At 69.8% G+C, this 19111-nt stretch carries 18 protein-coding genes and 1 pseudogene; 6 read left to right on the top strand and 13 right to left on the bottom strand.

Going from position 1 to position 19111, the window contains the following annotated elements:
* Nucleotides 1-317: 317 nt before the first annotated feature.
* Nucleotides 318-584: pseudogene (locus tag ACZ32T_RS12205) on the bottom strand (FAD-binding oxidoreductase); the annotation flags it as partial.
* A gap of 393 nt (nucleotides 585-977) precedes the next feature.
* On the opposite strand from ACZ32T_RS12205, the gene ACZ32T_RS12200 reads away from it, so the two are divergent.
* Nucleotides 978-1163, top strand: a complete 186-nt coding sequence (locus tag ACZ32T_RS12200; protein ID WP_467264165.1) for a hypothetical protein — start codon at nucleotides 978-980, stop codon at nucleotides 1161-1163.
* A 53-nt stretch (nucleotides 1164-1216) separates the two neighbouring features.
* Nucleotides 1217-1996, top strand: a complete 780-nt coding sequence (locus tag ACZ32T_RS12195; protein WP_467366611.1) for an Fpg/Nei family DNA glycosylase — start codon at nucleotides 1217-1219, stop codon at nucleotides 1994-1996.
* Nucleotides 1997-2011: 15 nt separating this feature from the next.
* Here ACZ32T_RS12195 and ACZ32T_RS12190 read toward each other — a convergent pair whose 3' ends face one another.
* The 6 genes from ACZ32T_RS12190 to ACZ32T_RS12165 all read right to left on the bottom strand — a co-directional run bounded on the left by ACZ32T_RS12190 (nucleotide 2012) and on the right by ACZ32T_RS12165 (nucleotide 6659).
* The gene (locus ACZ32T_RS12190; RefSeq protein ID WP_467366609.1) at nucleotides 2012-2545 is read right to left on the bottom strand and encodes an SRPBCC family protein; all 534 of its coding nucleotides are present in this window, start codon (nucleotides 2543-2545) and stop codon (nucleotides 2012-2014) included.
* A gap of 350 nt (nucleotides 2546-2895) precedes the next feature.
* Nucleotides 2896-3768 (bottom strand): amino acid ABC transporter permease, encoded by an 873-nt coding sequence (locus tag ACZ32T_RS12185; RefSeq protein ID WP_467264159.1) that lies wholly within the window; start codon nucleotides 3766-3768, stop codon nucleotides 2896-2898.
* Nucleotides 3765-4409 carry an amino acid ABC transporter permease gene (locus ACZ32T_RS12180; protein ID WP_467264157.1) on the bottom strand — a complete coding sequence of 215 codons (645 nt, stop codon included), beginning with the start codon at nucleotides 4407-4409 and terminating at the stop codon, nucleotides 3765-3767. The genes ACZ32T_RS12185 and ACZ32T_RS12180 overlap by 4 nt, the downstream gene beginning before the upstream one ends.
* Before the next feature lie 16 nt (nucleotides 4410-4425).
* Nucleotides 4426-5340 carry a glutamate ABC transporter substrate-binding protein gene (locus ACZ32T_RS12175; RefSeq protein WP_467366607.1) on the bottom strand — a complete coding sequence of 305 codons (915 nt, stop codon included), beginning with the start codon at nucleotides 5338-5340 and terminating at the stop codon, nucleotides 4426-4428.
* An 11-nt stretch (nucleotides 5341-5351) separates the two neighbouring features.
* The gene (locus ACZ32T_RS12170) at nucleotides 5352-6095 is read right to left on the bottom strand and encodes an amino acid ABC transporter ATP-binding protein (RefSeq protein WP_467366605.1); all 744 of its coding nucleotides are present in this window, start codon (nucleotides 6093-6095) and stop codon (nucleotides 5352-5354) included.
* Between the two features lie 102 nt (nucleotides 6096-6197).
* Entirely contained in the window at nucleotides 6198-6659 is a 462-nt protein-coding gene (locus tag ACZ32T_RS12165) for a DUF6278 family protein (protein WP_467264153.1), read from the bottom strand.
* A gap of 107 nt (nucleotides 6660-6766) precedes the next feature.
* On the opposite strand from ACZ32T_RS12165, the gene ACZ32T_RS12160 reads away from it, so the two are divergent.
* On the top strand, nucleotides 6767-7546 hold the full coding sequence (locus tag ACZ32T_RS12160; RefSeq protein WP_467366603.1) for an SDR family NAD(P)-dependent oxidoreductase: 780 nt from the start codon (nucleotides 6767-6769) through the stop codon (nucleotides 7544-7546).
* 63 nt (nucleotides 7547-7609) lie between these two features.
* Here ACZ32T_RS12160 and ACZ32T_RS12155 read toward each other — a convergent pair whose 3' ends face one another.
* The 5 genes from ACZ32T_RS12155 to ACZ32T_RS12135 form a co-directional block, all read right to left on the bottom strand.
* Nucleotides 7610-8359 carry a Clp protease N-terminal domain-containing protein gene (locus ACZ32T_RS12155; protein WP_467366601.1) on the bottom strand — a complete coding sequence of 250 codons (750 nt, stop codon included), beginning with the start codon at nucleotides 8357-8359 and terminating at the stop codon, nucleotides 7610-7612.
* Nucleotides 8360-8420: 61 nt separating this feature from the next.
* Nucleotides 8421-9200, bottom strand: a complete 780-nt coding sequence (locus ACZ32T_RS12150) for an exodeoxyribonuclease III (protein ID WP_467264147.1) — start codon at nucleotides 9198-9200, stop codon at nucleotides 8421-8423.
* Between the two features lie 34 nt (nucleotides 9201-9234).
* Nucleotides 9235-9882: an MBL fold metallo-hydrolase gene (locus tag ACZ32T_RS12145; RefSeq protein ID WP_467264145.1), complete on the bottom strand. Its 648-nt coding sequence runs from the start codon at nucleotides 9880-9882 to the stop codon at nucleotides 9235-9237.
* A gap of 12 nt (nucleotides 9883-9894) precedes the next feature.
* Nucleotides 9895-11154, bottom strand: coding sequence for a bifunctional 3-oxoadipate enol-lactonase/4-carboxymuconolactone decarboxylase PcaDC (gene pcaDC / locus ACZ32T_RS12140; protein ID WP_467264384.1), 1260 nt, complete (start codon nucleotides 11152-11154; stop codon nucleotides 9895-9897).
* A 344-nt stretch (nucleotides 11155-11498) separates the two neighbouring features.
* Nucleotides 11499-12512, bottom strand: a complete 1014-nt coding sequence (locus tag ACZ32T_RS12135) for a LuxR family transcriptional regulator (protein WP_467264143.1) — start codon at nucleotides 12510-12512, stop codon at nucleotides 11499-11501.
* A 202-nt stretch (nucleotides 12513-12714) separates the two neighbouring features.
* On the opposite strand from ACZ32T_RS12135, the gene ACZ32T_RS12130 reads away from it, so the two are divergent.
* Nucleotides 12715-15525: a M4 family metallopeptidase gene (locus ACZ32T_RS12130; RefSeq protein ID WP_467366599.1), complete on the top strand. Its 2811-nt coding sequence runs from the start codon at nucleotides 12715-12717 to the stop codon at nucleotides 15523-15525.
* Nucleotides 15526-15699: 174 nt separating this feature from the next.
* Complete coding sequence (locus ACZ32T_RS12125; RefSeq protein ID WP_467366984.1) at nucleotides 15700-16392, top strand: AroM family protein; 693 nt, start codon at nucleotides 15700-15702, stop codon at nucleotides 16390-16392.
* Nucleotides 16393-16399: 7 nt separating this feature from the next.
* On the opposite strand, the gene ACZ32T_RS12120 is transcribed toward ACZ32T_RS12125, so the two are convergent.
* Nucleotides 16400-17182, bottom strand: a complete 783-nt coding sequence (locus ACZ32T_RS12120; protein ID WP_467264137.1) for an IclR family transcriptional regulator — start codon at nucleotides 17180-17182, stop codon at nucleotides 16400-16402.
* Between the two features lie 254 nt (nucleotides 17183-17436).
* Between ACZ32T_RS12120 and ACZ32T_RS12115 the strand changes: the two genes are divergently transcribed.
* Nucleotides 17437-19056, top strand: coding sequence for an OPT/YSL family transporter (locus ACZ32T_RS12115; RefSeq protein ID WP_467264135.1), 1620 nt, complete (start codon nucleotides 17437-17439; stop codon nucleotides 19054-19056).
* Nucleotides 19057-19111 lie beyond the last annotated feature (55 nt).

Here is a 19111-nt window from a genome sequence, read left to right as displayed (position 1 = left end):
TCTTTCGGTGCTGCTCACCTCCGTGTCCGGCGCAGGACGGCCCACGTCGCGGCGGCGGTGGCGGTGCGGCGGCTGGACCCGTCGGCGAGGACGGCCATGGACACCATGGAGTGGCCGCGTTCGAATTCGAAGTTGCCTGCGCGTCCGCAGCAGCCCTCGTCCAGGACGTCGGCCTCGATACCGGCGCGGCGCATCAGTTCCTGGTCGGCGTCGTACTTCAGCACCGCGTGCTGGTGGCTGTGGGTCTGCACGGTCGCCGTCCGGACGAGCCGGGGCGGGCGCCAGCCCCGCGGGGCGTCGTCCACCAGGAGCTCGAACTCCTCCCGCGACGTGGGCCCGACCCAGCAGCGCATCCCGTCGTGGGTCAGGATCTCCAGGCCCCGCATGTTGTCCACCGTCTTGCCGTACACCTGGGCGGAGGCCCCGCGGGAATTGTTGCCGATCATGCCGCCGCTCGCACAGTGGCTGTGGGTGGACGGCTTCGGTCCGAACTTCAGCCGCTCGCCGGACAGCCGCCTGTTGAGCGCGTCCGGCACGATCCCCGGTTCCACCACACAGGTACGCGCTTCCGCGTCGAACCGCACCTCGCCGCGCACCTGGGCGCGCAGAGCCTCCTCGACTGCGGCGGCTCCCGGAAGGGCGTGAGACGCGACGTCACCCTCGCCCCGGACGTCACCTGTCGGTTCAGGGCTCATGGATGCCTCCTGGTCTCGGGCGTGGCGCCTGACGTGGGGAGCCGTGCTCCGACAAGCGCGTGGCCTGCGCCTGACCGCCAGGCCCCGGGGCAAACGCAAGCGGCAGGTAATAGGACGCCGAAGCCGTCCTCCGCGCGGAAGAGATAGCCGCGAAGCCACGAAGCGAAACCCGGGTCGCGCCGTTCGGCGGGCGGACGGAAGCGGCTCCTGTCCCCTCGGCCCGACCGGTTGCAGGGCGGTTTCCGGGTCGCGTGCCGAGGGTGACCGTCGTACACAGGAAGTATGAGCGAGGAGAAGACGTCATGGCATCCGGGCGAGATCGTGCCGGACAGCGGAATCTACGAGTGTGACTGCGGGGGCGGGCATCACTGGAGTACGGACGTGAAGGGACACCGTTTCCCGCCCTTCCCGCACGCCTGCACCGGCGGTTCCTGGTCGCTGCGGACCGAGGCCCATCCGGACGCCTGACCGAGTGAACCGTGGCTACTTCCTGAAGAAGGACATCGGACCGGTGGGGACCCATGCCCGAACTGCCTGACGTCGAAGGATTCCGCCGGCAGCTGGCCGACTGCGGCCGCCGGCGACGCGTCACCGGTGTCGACGTACTCGACGGCGGCGTCCTGGAGGGAATCTCCGGACAGCGGCTCCGCGGGGAGTTGACGGGGGTGCGACTGGGCGTGCCCCGGCGGCACGGCAAGTGGCTGTTCGTCCCCGCGGACAGCGGCCCGACACTCGCCTGGCATTTCGGTATGACGGGCTCGCTGCGGTGCTGCTCCCCTCGGGAACAGCTCCACCGGTACGACCGCCTGGTCCTGACGCTCGACGACGGGCCCCAGCTGCGCTACCGCGACCAGCGCAAGCTGAAGGGGGTGTCGTGGTTGCGGGCCCCCGCCCTCGACCGCCTTCTCGACGAGCTCGGCCCTGACGCCCTGACCGTGACGGCGGCGGAGTTCGTTGACGCGCTGGCCCGGCGCCGGGCCCCGGTCAAGAACGCGCTCATGAACCAGTCGGTCGTCGCCGGCCTCGGGAATCTGCTCTGCGACGAGATCCTCTGGCAGGCGCGTGTCGACCCCCGGACACCGGCACGCGATCTGGACGCCGCAACCTGCCGACGCGTCCACGCGACGATGGGCCGCGTCCTGCGTACAGCCGTGCGGACCGAGCGGGTACCCCCGAAGCCGTCATGGCTGACCGGCCGCAGAGAGGCGTCGGCAGCGTCCTGCCCTCGTTGCGGCCGGCCCCTGGAGTCGATCCGCCTGGCCGGCCGCCGCACGGTCCTGTGCCCGCACTGCCAGGCCTGAGGGTGGCGGCGGCCGTCAGCCCTGTCGGCGCTCCGCCGCGGCTCTGATGCCTTCGAGGGTGGCGTCCATGCCCTTGCCCAGCTCGTCGAAGCGGTAGGCGATGACTGCCTCCTCGTGCTCGGGCGTACGCTCGATGTAGGCGCTGAGTCCGCTGCGACCGGGACCGATGGTGACCGACTGACGCAGCACGGTGCCGTCGCCGTCGGGGGCGAGCGTGAAGGACCAGGTCGCCATCCGGTGTTCCGGGGCGTCGGCACGCTCGCCGTAACGGCCGTCGACGTCCAGGACGCACCAGGTGAGGGTCCGGCCGGGATCGAACTCGGTGAAGTGGGCGATGGTGCGCCAACGGCCGTTCACCGGGTGCTCGTTGTGTCCGATGTAGCGCGCTCCCGCCGCCGGGGAGGTCGCGCCGTCCTGCCACTCCACCTCCAGCAGTTCCGGACTCCATCCGGCCATGGCCTCGACATCGGCCACGGTCTCCCAGACGCGCGCGGGGCCGGCGGAGATCCGGATCTCACGGTGAGTGCTGGGCCCATCGGCGTATCGCATGGCAACTCCCCCTGCGGGAACGGTCGTCCGCCGTCTCCGCGAGGAGGATTCTACGAGCTCCTACCGGGAGGCGCCCGGGGGTGCGACCGCCCCGCCCCGTCGCCCCTCCGCGGATCTGCACGGTCCGGCATCGGGACGGCCGTTTCCCCGTGGGCGTGGAGCCGCGCTCCACGCCCACGGCGTCCAGGCCGGTCACACGTCACCTCGTGACCTTCGCCGGGCCCTCGCCGCAGCGGCCGCGGCCCGGCCGGCGCGCAGCTGACCTTCTCCCCCGCCGGGCGCCGGTACGGATCGCGTACCGGTTACGGGTGCGAGGAGTGATCACCGGCTGCTGCCGGGCGGATGGGGGGTTACTGCGGACGGCCCGGCAGCACCGTTCCGGGTTCGGCGGCGGCGACGCCCGTCCCCTCCGTCTTCGGGTTGCGCCGCTGCCGTCTGGCCACCCAGGTGGCGAACCAGGAGAGCAGCATGCACATCCCGATGTAGATGGGCGAGATCACCATGACCACGGGGATGAAGGGAAGATCGTAGTCGAGGTTCGAGGCGATCAGCTTGCCGGCGTGGAGGAACTCCTCGTAGGTGATCAGATAGCCCAGCGAGGTGTCCTTGAGCGCCACCACCAGCTGGCTGATGATGGTGGGCAGCATGGCGCGGACGGCCTGCGGGGCCAGGACGTGGGTGGTGACCTGTGTCTTGCGCATACCCAGCGCGTACGCCGCCTCGCGCTGCCCGCGCTCCACGGAGTTGATCCCGGTCCGGAACACCTCGGCGAGCACGGACCCGTTGTAGAGGGTCAGTCCGGCCACCAGCGCCGGCAGCGGCTGGACCTTGAGCGCGACGAAGATGAAGAAGATCATCACCAGTACGGGCATGGCCCGGAAGAACTCGACCAGCAGCGTCGAGATCCAGCGCACCGGTCTGTGGTCGGAGAGCCGCCCCACGGCGAGTACCGCCCCGAGTGCGAGGGAGAGGACCGCCGCGTAGGCGAACGCCTTCAGCGTGTTGCCGAGCCCGCGCAGCAGCAGCTCCTGGATCCCCTTGTAGGTGAAGGGTGTCCATTTCTCGCTGGTGAACTGGTCGGTGTCGAACAGGAGATAGAGGATCCAGCCGAACAGCGCGAGGATCACGGCCGTCGCCATGACCCCGTAGAGCATGTGCCGCTTACGGGTGGCGGGCCCGGGGATGTCGTAGAGCGCGGAGGCGGAGGCGGTGGAGTGGGTCATCGGGCGACTCCCCAGCGCTTCTCCAACAGGTTGAAGAGCGCACTGATGGCGAGGGTGATGATCAGATATCCGACGGCGATCCAGACGAAGGACCAGATGATGCTGTAGCCGAGTTCGTTGAGGGTCTTGTAGGTGCCCAGCAGCTCCGTGACGCTGAAGGCCCCGGCGATCGCGGAGTTCTTGGCGAGGGCGATCAGTGTCGATCCCACGGGCGGGATGACGGCCCGGAAGGCCTGGGGCAGCACCACATTGCCCAGGGTCTGCCCGAAGGACATCCCGAGACTGCGGGCCGCCTCGCCCTGTCCCGTGGGCACCGTGTTGATGCCGGAGCGCAGGGCCTCGCAGATGAAGGCCGAGGTGTAGCAGCCGAGGGCGAGGACCGCGAAGACCTGGAAGGGCAGGACCAGGCCGAAGCGCGGCAGACCGAGCAGCACGGCGAAGAACAGCAGGGTCAGCGGGGTGTTGCGGAGCACCGCGACCCAGACGGTGCCGATCACCCGGAGCGAGCCGACCGGCGCGACCCGGAACGACGCCATGACGAAGCCGAGCACCAGCGCCAGGACCGAGGCGTAGACGGTGAGTTCGACGGTGCCGAGGAAGCCCTTGCCGTAGAGCGACCAGTTGTCTGTCAGTACATCCATGGTGGTGGCCGGCCCCTCAGTTCGACGGGTAGCGGTCGATGGGCGGCGGCTTCGGGGCGGGTACCCCGGACAGGCCCAGAGTCGCCTCGAACGCCTTCTTCCAGTTGCCGTTCTTCTCGTTGGCCTCCAGGGCGTCGTTGAGAGCGGAGCGCAGCGCGTTGTCACCGCGCGGGACGCCGATGCCGTACGGCTCCTCGGAGAAGGGCTTGCCGACCACCTTCATCTCGTCCGGCGCCTTGGCGGCGAAGCCCAGCAGGATCGCGTCGTCGGTGGTGACGGCGTCGACCTGGAAGGTCAGCAGGTTGTCGACGCAGATCGAGTAGGTGTCGTACGCGACGAGATCCGCTTTCGGGAAGTCCGCGGCGATGCGCTGGTACGGCGTGGACCCGGCTGCCGAGCAGACGGTCTTGCCCGCCAGGTCCTGCGGGCCGTGGATGTCGTTCTCGTCGGTGCGCACCAGCAGCCCCTGGCCCGCCATGTAGTAGGGCCCGGCGAAGCCGACGAGTTTCTTGCGCATGTCGTTGATCGTGTAGGTGCCGACGTAGTAGTCGATCTGGCCGTTCTGGAGTGCCGTCTCCCGGTTGGCGGAGGCGATGGTCCGGAAGCGGATCGTGTCCGGGTCGAAGCCGAGGGAGGCCGCCATCATGCGGGCGATCTCGATGTCGAAGCCGGAGTAGACCCCGCTGGCCGGGTCCTTCTCGCCGAGGTAGGGCTGGTCCTCCTTGGCGCCGACGACGAGATAGCCACGCCTCTCGGCCTTCTTCCAGGTCCTGGATTCCGGCAGTGAGAAGCCGGTGTCGACCTTGTACCGGGGCAGCGCCCCGGCCTTCGGCCCCTTGACCGGCGGGCTGCCCTCCCTGCCGCAGCCGGCGCAGAGCGCGGCGATCAGGAGGCAGACCAGCACGGCCGCGATATTCCTCGTACGCAACACGGTGCCCCCTGTCAGTGCTTGAGGATCTTGGACAGGAAGTCCTTGGCGCGGTCGCTCTCCGGGGAGGTGAAGAAGTCCTCCGGGGTGCGGTCCTCGATGATGCAGCCGTCGGACATGAAGACCACGCGGTTGGCGGCGGAACGGGCGAAGCCCATCTCGTGGGTGACGACCACCATGGTCATGCCCTCGCGGGCGAGCTGCTGCATGACCTCCAGGACCTCGTTGATCATCTCCGGGTCCAGAGCGGAGGTGGGCTCGTCGAAGAGGAGCGCCTTGGGGTCCATGGCGAGGGCGCGGGCGATGGCGACGCGCTGCTGCTGGCCGCCGGAGAGCTGAGCGGGAAGCTTGTCCGCCTGGGAGGCCAGCCCGACCCGCTCCAGAAGTTCCCGGGAGCGCTGGTCGGCCTCGTTCTTCTTGCGCTTGCGGACCTTGAGCTGGGCGAGCGAGACGTTCGCCAGCACGGTCTTGTGGGCAAACAGGTTGAACGACTGGAAGACCATGCCCACTTCGGCACGGAGCTCCGCGAGTCCCTTCCCCTCCTCGGGGAGCGGCTTGCCGTCGATGGCGATATGACCGGACTCGATCGTCTCAAGCCGGTTGATGGTCCGGCAGAGCGTGGATTTACCCGATCCGGAGGGGCCGATGACCACCACCACCTCCCCGCGGCCGACGGTGAGATTGATGTCCTGCAGTACGTGCAACTTCCCGAAGTACTTGTTGACGTCCCGCAGCTCGATCAACGGATCGACGGCCATACGCTGCCCTACCCACTTATCGCTTGTGTCGAGGTCAGCGCAAACTATCCGGGGAGAAGACGCACTTCGGGGCCGACACGCACCAACGGCGCATAAGGCTGTTTATCGCGTTTTGACCTCCGGGCCGCTCTCCGCCGACTCCGCGTACATCTCGGAGAGCTCGGGGCTTCCCGACATCGCCCAGTCCAGACCGGCGGCGACCACATCGATTTCCCGCCCGGAACCCAGTCGCACCACGGGCTTCCCGCCGGCCAGGATGTCCCAGGCGGCCCCGGGGACCGTGCGCACCAGTACGGTGCCGAGGTAGAGGCCCGCGTCGTTACCCACCCACGGCAGCTCCTCCGGGTCGTCGCGCCAGATCGGCGGCAGCTGGTCGAGCGCGGACAACGAGGCGGGACTGTCGTCGAGTTCGAGGCCGCACTGCCCTGCCCGGGCCCGCAGCAACTCGCATTCCGCGAACAGCTCGGCCACGCCGTCCGGGTCGGTCTCGACGGCGGCCGCGAGAGCCATCGCACGCGTACCGCCTTGGCGCTTGCGCCAGTTGTCCAGGAAGGGAATGTTCATACCACCAGGATCCCACCCCGGACGGCTTCCGCACCGCAGGGCGCGCGACCGTTCCGGTCCCGGGACCCACCCCGTACACCCGCCGGCCACCTCCTTAGGGTACGAGGATGACGTCGCAGAACTATCTTTCCGAACTCTTCTCGCTGGAAGGCCGGGTCGCCGTGGTGACCGGCGGCAGTTCCGGCATCGGCCGGGCCGTCGCGGGCGCCCTCGCGCACGCCGGCGCGAGCATCGTGGTCGTGGCACGCAGGGAGGCGGAACTGGCGCGTACCGTCGGTGAACTCGAAGCCGACGGCTGCCGGGCGGCCTGGGTGAGCGCCGACCTCGGGACGACCGAAGGCGTGCGTACGGCCGGTGAGGGGGCGGCCGCCGCATTCGGCGAGCCCGACATCCTCGTCAACTGCGCGGGCATCAACCTGCGGCCGCCGATGAGCGAGCTCGACGAGGACGTCTGGGACGCCACGATGACGGTGAACCTCAAGGCCCCCTACCTGCTGGGCCGCCGGTTCGGGCCGGGCATGGCGGAGCGTGGCTTCGGCAGGATCATCCACATCACCTCCCAGCAGGCACACCGGGCGTTCGTGCAGAGCGGCGCGTACGGGGTCTCCAAGGGGGCGCTGGAGTCACTGGCCCGCTCACAGGCCGAGGCATGGTCGCCGTACGGGGTCACCTGCAACACGCTGGTGCCCGGATTCGTGATGACGCCGCTCAACGAGCGGCTGTCGTCCGACCCGGAGCGGGTGGCGGCGCTGGCCGCCCGCACGATGGTGGGACGCAACGGACTGGCCCAGGACTTCGCCGGCGCCGCGGTGTTCCTCGCGAGCGCCGCCTCCTCCTACGTCACCGGGCAGTCGCTCTTCGTCGACGGCGGGTTCTCCGTGCACTGAGGCGGTCCGTCGACGCGGGATGCCGCCCCTGGCCGAGGGCGGCATCCGCAGCACTTCCCCTCCTCAGCTCCGGGCGTCCGGGGCCGGCTCCCCGGCTTCGGCGACGACCGCCGCGGCGACGTCGGACGACGCCACGTCCTTGTCGACGCCCAGCCCCGTGAGCACGCCCGCGCCCGCCTCGAACTCCAGGACGGCCAGCACGATGTGCCCGGTCCCGATGTAGTCGTGGCCGAGGCGCAGGGCCTCCCGGAAGGTGAGCTCGAGGACCTTGCGGGCCCCGGCGTCGTACGGGATCAGCTCGGGGACCTCACCGGCCGGGGCGGGCAGGGCGAGGGCCGCCGCCTCCCGGACCGTGTCCAGCGCGACCCCCTGGCCGACGATCACCTGGGCACCGAGGGAGTCCGGCTCGGCCAGGAGGCCCAGGACCAGGTGCCCCACTCCCACCTCGTCGTTACGGGCGGCGTGGGCCTCGTTACCGGCGGCCATGACGACGTTCCTGGCCTGTTGGTCGAACTGCCCGAAGCCCTGGGCCGGATCCAGGTCCGAGGCCTCTCCGGGCTTCTTGGGCACGAACCTCTTCTGAGCGGCCTGCCGGGTGACTCCCATGCTCCGGCCGATGTCCGTCCACGACGCACCCGAGCGGCGCGCCTGGTCCACGAAGTGGCCGATGAGGTGGTCGGCGATCTCACCCAGGTGATCAGCGGCGACCACCGCTCCGGACAGCTGTTCCAGGGTGTCGCTATGAGTCTCCTTGATCGCATCGATCAGGTCGTCGAGGCGGATGGGCGGATTGGCGCGCAGCGGCTTCGTCATGAGGCAACCCTAGGTTGACACTCATGACTCGTCAACCCGAAGTTGACACTTGGGTCGCCTGTCAGACGTCGAGGTCCACGACCACCGGGGCGTGGTCGGAGGCACCCTTGCCCTTGCGCTCCTCACGGTCGACGTAGCTGTCCTTGACCGCCGTCGCGAAGGGGGCGTTGCCGTAGACCAGGTCGATGCGCATGCCCTTGTTCTTCGGGAAGCTGAGCTGGCGGTAGTCCCAGTAGGTGTACGGGTGGTCGTACTTGAGGGGGCGCGGCACCACGTCCGAGAGCCCCTTCTCACGCAGCCCGGCGAGCGCGGCCCGCTCGGCGGGGGTCACGTGCGTGGAGTCCTCGAAGAGTGCCGGGTCCCAGACGTCCTCGTCCGTCGGCGCGATGTTGAAGTCGCCGAGCACCGCGAACGGACGCGCACCCGCCGCGTCCGTGGCGACCGCCGTCTTCAGGGCTTCGAGCCAGCGCAGCTTGTAGGCGTAGTGGTCGTGCGCGACCTCGCGGCCGTTGGGGACGTAGACCGACCAGATCCGGGCGGGCCCGCAGGTCGCCGACACCGCCCTCGGCTCCTGCACACCCTCGTACTCCGGGCCGTCGGGCAGGCCCGACACCACGTCCGCGAGACCGACGCGCGAGAGCAGCGCGACGCCGTTCCACCGGCCGGTGGCGTTGATCGCGGACTCGTAACCCAGCTCGCGCAGCGCTTCGGCGGGGAACTGCTCCAGCGTGCATTTGGTCTCCTGGAGGCAGAGCACGTCCGTGCCGCTGCTCTCCAGCCAGGCCAGCAGCCTGGGGAGCCGGGCGGTGATCGAATTGACGTTCCACGTGGCGATGCGCATGCAGTAAACCTAACCGCTCCCACTGACAACCGGGTCAGAGACGGGTCGCGTCGCCCGGGGCCAGCCGGCCGTGGTCCGCGCCGCCCAGTGCGCCGATCTGCATGTCGTAGATCGGGCGGGCGAGGTCGGTGAGCAGGGCGTCGTGGATGTCGATCGCACGGCGCGGCTTCACCTCGCGTACGTAGTCGATGACCTCCGAGATCTTGCTCCAGGGGGCCATGACCGGCAGCATCAGTGTGTCCACCGGGTGATCGGGCACCGTGAAGGCGTCGCCGGGGTGGAAGACCGAACCGTCCACGAGGAACCCGATGTTGGTGATCCTCGGGATGTCCGGATGGATCACCGCGTGCAGTTCTCCGTGCACCTGTACGTCGAGTCCGGCGGCGGTGAACGTGTCACCGTGGCCGACGGTGTGCACGCGCCCCGGGAACGCGGCGGACAGCTGCTCGGCCACGCTGCGCAGGGTCCACACCCGCGCGGCGGGGTTGGACTCCAACGCCGCGCGCAGCCTCTGCTCGTCGAAGTGGTCCGGGTGCTCGTGCGTCACCAGGATCGCGTCGGCACCGACCGCGGCGTCGTCCTCGGCGAAGCCGCCGGGGTCGATGACGAGCGTCTGTCCGTCGCGCTCCAGACGGACGCAGGAGTGGATCTTCTTGGTGAGGTGGAGAGACGAAGCGTTCATGCACCCATCCTGCTACGCGGGCGGGGTGGTTTCCTCCTGGATCACGGACTGGGCGATCTCGAACGCCGCACCCGCTGCGGGGATGCCGCAGTAGACGGCGGTCTGGAGCAGCACCTCCTTGATCTCGACAGGTGTGAGCCCGTTGCGCAGGGCGGCCCTGACGTGCTGCGCGAGCCCGCCCAGATGTCCGGACGCGACGACCGCGGTGAGGGAGACACAGCTGCGGGCCTTGCGGTCGAGGCCCTCCCTGCTCCAGATCTCGCCCCAGGCGTAGCGGGTCAGGAGGTCCTGGAAGTCGTCGGTGAACGCGTCGGAGGCGGCGGTGGCGGCGTCGACGTGCGCATCGCCCAGCACCTCGCGCCGGACCTTCATCCCCCGGTCGAACCGGTCGCTGCGACCGGTGGAGGAGACGTCGGGCAGGTCGACCGCGGCAGTGATCTCCGCGACGGGGACGACCGGGGCGAACGGGGTGGCGAAACCCGGGGACGGCGGCACGGGGATCGACGCCTGGGTGTCCTGCCAGGCGGTCGAGAAGTGCATGAGCAGCAGGTCGGTGACGGCGGCGGGCTGCTCGACCGGGGCCAGGTGGGAGGCGCCGGGTACGAGGGCGAGCCGGGCGTCCGGGATGCCCGCCACCAGGGTCCGGGCCTCGGCGGGGCCGGTGACCTTGTCCTCCGCCCCGACCAGGACGAGCGTCGGCACTCCGATACGGGGCAGTTCCGTACGGATGTCGAAGGCGGCCAGGGCTTCGCACGAGGCGATGTAACAGCCGGGGTCGGTGGTGCGGACCATCTGGACGGCCCACTCGACGATGGCCGGCTGGGCGGCGGCGAAGCCGGGGGTGAACCAGCGCTCCGGGGAGGTCCGGGCGATCGGTTCCAGTCCGTTGCTGCGGACGATCACCCCCCGCTGCCGGAACTCGTCGGCGGTGCCGAAGCGGGGCGACGCGGCGATGAGCGCAAGGGCGGCGACCCGGTGGGGATGGCGCAGCGCGAGGTCGGCACCGACGGCTCCCCCGATGGAACAGCCGGCGTACCCGAAGCGCTGGACGCCGACGCTGTCCAGCGTGGCGAGGACGCGGTCGGCGAGGTCGGAGACCGCGGCGGCGGGGTACGCGGGGGCTCCACCGTGCCCGGGGAGGTCGTAGCGGAAGATTCTCCAGTGCTGGGAGAGCTCCGGTATCTGGCGGTCCCACATGTGCCATGTGGTTCCCAGGGACGGCCCGATCACCAGGACCGGAGCGTCTTCTGGCCCGTCAAAGCGGTATTGCATGGTGTTCGGTGGTGTCTCGGTCACCCGGAAAACCCTCTCATCTGTCACGAGATGTCACATCGCCGGGGTGGACCTAGCCAGTCTCGGCTCTCTCACGATGCCAGCTCCGGCGCCGGGACCCTCAAGAGACCGGGTAGGGATCACCGACATGGTCTCGGCTGCGGAAGAGGGGCAGGCGTGAGCCACGCGGTCTGCGCGCCGAGCGTCTCGCCGAGACGGATAACCAGCACCTGTGCAGGCCGTCCCACGTGGTGGCGGCCCCACGAAGATCCTCCACATCCGGCTTGACACACCACCGCTTGGTCGTCCTGAACCGGTCGCTGCGCCCGGAGAGACGGCCCGCCTCACCCCGTCAGCCAGCCACGCAGCGCCGCCCGCACGCCGGCCTGGAACCGGGTCTCCGCGTTCAGGGCCTGCATCAGGCGGGTGATGCGGCGGCGGACCGTGTGTACGTGAACGTCGAGGCGCCGGGCCATCGCCTCGTCCTTCAGCCCGGATGCGAGCATGGTCAACAGTTCCCGGTCCTCCTGCGTGATCCGGTCGTGGGTGACGGACCCGATGGGGACGGCGCGGTCCCAGACCGACTCGAACAGCGGCACCAGCGCGTTGCTCAGGAGTGAGTCGCTCACCACCAGCGCGGAAGCCGTCGGGTCCGCCGCGTCGGTCGGCGGCAGCAGGGTCACCCGCCGGTCCACCGTGATCAGTTTCGTCGGCAGATCCGTGCCCACCCGTATCTGTACGCCCTGCACGGCCAGATCGCCCAGGCCCCGGGCGCGCCCCTGGAAGCTCAGCCCCTCGCGGTCCACCGCGACGCGCACCCGTACCCCGCGCCGGACCGGCTCGGCCACGTCGAGGGGTGCGGGCATCCCGTCCGGCTGGCTGGCGGCGTAGGGCGGGCGGTCGAGGAGCGCCACCTCCTCGCTCGCCGACACCAGCAGCGAGGCCACCCGCGCGGCGATGGCAGCACCACCCCGGACCGTCTCGATGCCGGTGGCACGGGGGGTGTTCACCGAGCTCAGCAGCTGGGCGGCGATCCGGTCGACGGAGCCGGTCAGCTCCTCCAACTCCGCCGATCTGTGCAGCAGTTCCGCCTGACGCAGGTGGATCAGATTACGCAGCGCGGTGGACGGGGCCACTGCCACGGGCATCCCGGTCGCGCCTCGGGCCGGGTGGGTGAAGCCATGCTCGGCCAGGCCGTCCAGCGCGTTCGTGACCCGTAGCAACGTCAGCCCCAAGGACTGTGCGAGGGCGGTACGGGAGGGTTGTTCGTGTACGTCGAGCAGCGCTTCGTACACCCGGAGTTCGTCCGCTCCGAGCCCGAGCCCCTGCCATCGCGTGTCCCACCGGGTCAGCCCCACCGGTGGAATTCTCACCTGTCAATGCAGGCCACACAAGTGTGGACGTCCACAAGTGCGCACCCGGAACGCATTGTTCACACCCCTGTTCCGGCACTTGCATGTCCGTATCCGAAATCCGTTCATGCAGTGATGGCACCGGAGGGGCACCGTGCGGAGTTCAGCACCCAAGAGATCAGCCAGAGCAGGACATGGATCAGGCAGCGTGATCGTCGGCCAGGGCATAGCCGCGGTGCTGGCCACCGCGGGCCTGTTGGTGACGGCGATACCGGCCGCCCACGCGGACTCCGCCACCGCCGCCGCGGCCGAGGTGACGCCGGGCTCGGAGACCGAGACCCCGTCACTCGTCACCGGGCTGAACGAGGGCACCACCGCCACCGGCACCGCGGCCGACGCCGCGCGCGGTCACCTGAAGTCCAGGAAGGGCCGCTACCACATCGAGGACACCTCGGCGAAGGACCTGGCCTCGGCCGGAACCACCACCGGGAAGGGCGGCAAGGAGACGGTCCGCCTCCAGCAGAGGTACAAGGGTGTCGAGGTCCTGGGCGGCCAGTACCTGGTCCGGATGACGAAGAAGGACGGCAAGCGCACGGTCACCGGCACGTCCGGCAGCTACTTCACCCGGCTGAAGCTGGGCACGGTGACGCCGAAGATCTCCCGGAAGACCGCGATCGAGCGTGCGATCGGTGCCGTCTCCTGGAAGTCGGGCGGCGGGCTGCTGCGCGCCCCTGCCAAGGGCGGGCAACCGGGTGCTCAGGAGCTCGTCGGCACGGCCGAAGGCCTCACGATCCTCCCGCAGGGCACCGGCGTCCTCACCCGGCGGATCACCGTCACCGGCATCAGCCCGGTCGACGGGCAGCCGGTGAAGCGGCAGGTGTACATCGACGCCCACTCGGGCTTCCCGGTCATGCAGTACAGCGACATCAAGACCTTCGGAGCGACGGGCACCACGCCCCCGGCCGTCACCGGCGCGACGGGTGCGACGCCCGAGGCCGCCCTCCCCGCCGGCGACGAACTCGTCGTCAAGGGCACCGGCACTCGCTACAACGGTGAGCAGACGGAGGTGAATCTGTACAGGAACACCAAGGGCGTCTACGAGATGATCGACTACAGCAAGCGAGCCGCCGACTCACCGTTCGAGGGCCCCATGCTGCAGACGTACGACGCCCGCGGGCGCGAGGCGGCTGCCGCCTCCGGTGCCGACCGCTGGCCCACCGGCATCAAGACCTTCCAGTCGGACACGACCGAGCTCGGTGAGGACTTCACCGACTCCGGTGCGGTCGACGCCCACTGGGCGGCCGGCAAGGTCTACGACTACTACAAGAACCACTTCGACCGGAACAGTCTCGACGGCAAGGACGGGTTCATCTACTCCCTGGTCGGCGTCGTCGCCAACGGCCAGCCGTACAACAACGCCTTCTGGGACGGCGCCAAAATGGTGTACGGCAAGGGTGGCGGGGACTACCGCACCTTCTCCGCGGACACCGACGTCGTCGGCCACGAGATGACGCACGGCGTCATCGACCACACCGCGAACCTGGTCTACGCGGGCCAGTCCGGCGCCATGAACGAGGCGATCGCCGACTACTTCGGCAACGCCATCGACCTGGAGGCGAACAACGTCTCCATGGACGACCCCGACGCCGGTCTGCTCGGTGAGGACCTGTGCACCACGCTCAGCCCGCGAGAATGTGCGCTGCGCGACCTCAACGACGGCGCCACCACGTCGAAGAACTTCATCGGCGCCACCTACGGCGGTGACAACGGCGGGGTGCACCTCAACTCCACGATCTTCTCCGGCGCCCTGTGGGACATGCGCCAGGACCTCGGCGCAGGGCTCGCCGACCAGATCGTCCACCGCGCCCTGTCCGCGTACATGACTCCCCTCGACGGCTTCACCGAGGGCCGTGCCGCAGTCATCGCCGCCGCGCAGGAGCTGGGCGTCACCAAGGCCCAGCTGAGCACCGTGAAGAAGTCGTTCGACGCACACGGCATCGTCCCGGGCTGGGAGAAGGCCCTCGGCGTCGACACCGACACGATCCTGAACAAGGTCAACATCGCCGGCACCGGCGTGGAGGCGGGCGGTGGCAAGTACGCCGTCTCCCGCTCCGACGAGGACGGCAGCGAGCCCTACTCCGTGTGGCTGGGCAACACGTCCGGCAAGGGCCTGCCGCAGCTGATGAGCGCCAACAACGGCGACTACAACGTCTACGCGAACACCGACGGCAAGACGGTGGTGTGGGCCGACTACAGCAGCACGGGCATCCACATCATGGCGCGCTCGGTCAACGGCGGCCTCTCCAAGGCGGTCGACGGCATCGGCAGCGACGTGAACAGCCTCGTCGTGGACGGCGACTGGGTCGCCTACACCGCCTTCAACCCGCAGTTCGGTGTCACGAACGTCCGGTACGTCAACATGAAGACCGGCCAGAAGGGCCTGGTCGACGACGGCCGGCCGTACAACATCTCGGGCCTGCCCTCCATCAAGGACGGCAAGATCGCCTATGCCAAGGTGGCCCCCGCGAACGGCAGCATGAAGGTCGGCGTCGAGGTCTTCGACGCGGCGACCGGCGCCAGGACGGAGATGCCCACCCCCGACGACACCATGGGCATCGGTCAGACCGCGATCACCGACGACGGTGTCTTCTGGATCGAGGACAACGACGTCACCGACACCGGCAAGGCCGCGGTGCGCCGCGCGGACCTCGACGGCTCGAACCCGGTCACCGTCACCCCGGAGGCGGGCGCGGACTCCCTCCACGCCTACACCCTGACGGCCTCGGACGACGCGGTCAGCATCACGAGCACCCCGCCGGCCACGTCGTGGGCCAACGACACGATGGCGAAGCTGTACCAGGTCGCACCTGACGGCAAGGGCGGCCCGCAGCGCATGTCCTGCAACCGTGGCGAGCAGGCGTTCGGCACGGCCGACGAGGGGCAGCGGGTCCTGTGGCTGGACGGCACGACCGGCTACACGAACCTCGTGAAGCGCGACCGCCCGGCGGGCCGGTGCTGATCTGACTGACACCTGAGGCAGAGGCGGCTGGGCTCCCCGAGGAGCTCTGCCGCCTCTTCGCACAGCCACGCCGAGGGGCTGTGCGACCACCTGCGCGTCCCGGGCCCTCTATCCAGCCCCGGCACCGCCCACTACATTGACTGGAACTCATATCCATTATCTGGAACCTTGACGATGCGAGGCGCCGTGCACACGCTCTGCTTCTTGACCATCGGCCAGGCACCACGCCCGGACCTGTCGGAGGCCGTCGAGGCGCACCTGCCGGCGTCCACACGCGTACGGCACGCCGGTCTGCTGGACGGCCTGGCCCGTCGGGAGGCCGAGCACCGTTTCGGGGTGAAGGAGGGCCGCGCGACACTTCTGAGCCGGCTGGCCGACGGCGGTTCCGTGACGTTGGACGCCGATGCTGTCGGGGCCGGGCTTCAGTCCCGTATCGATCAGGTGGAGGACGAGGGAGCCGACGTCGTCGTACTGCTGTGCACCGGCGCGTTCCCCGGCCTGCGGGCCCGTCAGGCACGGCTCGTCGAGCCTGACGCGCTGGTGACGGGATACGTCGGCACAGTGCTGCGGGGCAGCGCTGTCGGGTTCGTCGTACCGCTGCCCGAGCAGGTGACCGAGGCTCGCGAGAAGTGGCGGGCCGTCGCCCCCGCCGCGGTGTTCACCACGGCCTCGCCCTACGCCGAAGACGACTCGGCACTGCGCGCGGCGGCTCGCACCCACCTGGATGCGGGCGTGGACGTTCTGATGCTCGACTGCATGGGCTACGGGGCACGGCACCGTCAGGCGCTGCGCGCGGCGGGGGTCACCGTGCCGGTCCTGACCCCCGGGACGGTGGTGGGGGCAGCCCTCGGCCCCCTGCTGGACTGATGGGAGCTCAGCGGCCGGTGTCGGTCTCGACGTAGCGCAGCCAGTACGGGTCGCCGACGCGTTTGCCCACGCGCAGGGCCGCGTCACGGACCGCCCGCCCGAAACGGGCCTCGTTGTCGTCGTGCAGTTCGGGCGCGGGCAGCGCGATCCCTATGCCGAAGATCTGGCCGGTGTCGCTGTCGAGGACGGCGGCGGAGACCCCGGCGACGTTCGGTACGTACTCACCGCGTGAGGACTCCCAGCCGTCGGCGCGCACCCGGGCCAGGCATGAGGTCAGTTCGCCGGGGGTGCGCGGCGCCGAGCCCGTGCTCTGTTCGAGGCGCGCGTCGACGAGCCGTAGCACCTGCGCGTCGTCGATGCGGGCGAGCAGAGCGCGGCCCATGGAACTGGCGTAGGCCGGCGCCCGGGTGCCGGCCGGGGTGTACGCCTGGAGGGCGCCGGTCGTCCCGAGTCGCATGTGGAGCACGAGCGACTCGGCTCCGTCGAGCACGTCCACGTACCCGGTGTACCCGATGTCGGCGACCAGCCTGCTCAGCTCCTCCTCCAGGAGGGACGCCGTGCTGCGCGAGGCGCGGAAGTGGTACGAGGCTTCCATGACCAGCTCGCCGGGGCGGTAGGCGCGGCTCAGCGGGTCGCGGTCCAGGAAGCCGTGGTCGGCCATCATGCTCAACGTCCGTGAGACGGAGCTCTTGGGCAGGTCCAGCGCCCCCGCGACGTCCGTCACCGTGAGGTCGCGCTGCAGGCGCGCCATCAGGCGCAGGACATCGCGTGCGTTGGCGAGTGTGCTCACCGTTCTCCCGCCTCCCCCGAGCTCCCCCGAGTCGTGTCGTCCGATCGTAAGGGGCGCCCGGGTGTGTCCGTGACCGCCCCTTGCCCCCGGACTCCGGACCGCCCACATGGCGAGAAGCCGGGCCTCGCCCTTGACGGCGGAGTACGCCGTATGGATGATCCAGGGATATCCATATTCTCAGTACTGGTTCCATATTCTAGAACTCACCCAGGCGGCTGACAAGGCGCCGACCCGCACGGGAGCACCGAAGACCCATGAGCACTGATGCTTCGCCTCAGGCCGAGACCTCGCGCACCGTGGGCGAGGGACGACGCCATCCCCGGGCCCTCGCACCCGGCAATCTCGTCCTCACCGTGGTGCTCAGCGTGTTCGGCGCCGTCGTGGGCGTGCAGTTGCTCGCCACGCTCGGCGTCACTCCCAGCACTTCGTTGATCGGCGCCCTGGCCGCGATGACCCTGGCCCGGGTGCCGCTCGTCTGGTTCCGCGGCTTCCGCTCGGTGCATGCCCAGAACCTGGCGCAGACCAGCATCTCCTCGGCCACGTTCGGCGCGGCGAACAGCCTGTTCCTGCCGATCGGCATCCCGTTCCTGTTCGGGATGGACGACATGATCGTCCCGATGCTGATCGGGGTCGCCGCCGCCATGCTGGTCGACGCCTGGCTGCTCTACCGGATGTACGACACCCCGGCCTTCCCCGCGGAGAACCCCTGGCCGCCGGGGCTCGCCGCCGCAGAGGCCATCAAGGCGGGTGACGAGGGCGGCCGGCGCGCCAGGGTCCTCGGTCTGGGCCTGCTGACCGGTCTGGCCGGCGCCATTTTCACGTTGCCGATGTCGGCGTTCGGCGTGGCCCTGATCGGCGGGTTCGCAGCCATGTCCGCCTTCGGCGTCGGCCTGCTGTTCAACCAGTACGCCGACCCGCTGCTCGGCCTCGACCTGGGCGCGATGTACCTGCCGCACGGCATGATGATGGGCGCCGGTCTCGTGGCTCTCGTCCAGGTCGGCCGCACCATCCTCAAGGCCCGGCGCGCCCCGGCGGACGGAACCCGCGCGAAGGGCCGGGCGGGCCCCCCGGACCTGGGCCGCTCGATGCGTCTCGGCTTCGGCGCCTACCTCGTGATCTCGGTCCTGCTGGCCTTCGGTACCGGCGCCGCCACACACATGAGCCCCGGCATGCTGATCGGCTTCCTCTTCTACGCCACGGTCGCGGCCTTCCTCCACGAACTGCTTGTCGGCATCGCCTCCATGCACTCCGGCTGGTTCCCGGCCTTCGCGATCGCTCTGATCACGCTGCTGCTGGGCATCCTCATCGGCTTCCCGCCCGAGGCGCTCGTCGTGCTGTCCGGCTTCACCGCCGCGACCGGTCCGGCCTTCGCCGACATGGGCTACGACCTCAAGGCGGGCTACCTGCTGCGTGGCGAGAACGCCGACCCGGCCTTCGAGCTGGAGGGCCGTCGCCAGCAGCTGATCGCCGCGATGATCGGCTTCGGTGTCGCCATCGTCGTGGTCCTCATCTCGTACCGGATCTTCTTCGACAACGGGCAGACCGCCCCGATCGACGCCGCGTACGTCGCCGCGATCAAGGCAGGCCCCTCCGCCGAGACCGCCCGTGACCTCGCTCTTTGGGCGGTCCCCGGCGCGATCGTGCAGCTGATCGGCGGTTCGAAGCGCCAGCTCGGCATTCTGCTGGCGACCGGCCTGCTGATCACCACGCCGATGGCCGGCTGGATGGTCGCCGCCGGCATCGCCGTCCGCGTCCTCGCACCGCGCGTGCTCGGCCCGAAGGCCAAGGACGACCTGGAGGTTTTCGCAGGCGGCGCGATCGCCGGTGACGCCCTCTACTCGTTCGGCAACGGCGTGTTCAAGGCCGCCAAGTAACAGGACGTCCCCGCGTCCTCCCGCACACCCCGCACACCCCGCACAGAACCACCTG

It is taken from the genome of Streptomyces sp. NPDC023573, assembly GCF_055559735.1.
The sequence above is the reverse complement of the archived record's forward strand: the minus strand, read 5'-3'. Positions and strand labels throughout refer to the sequence as shown.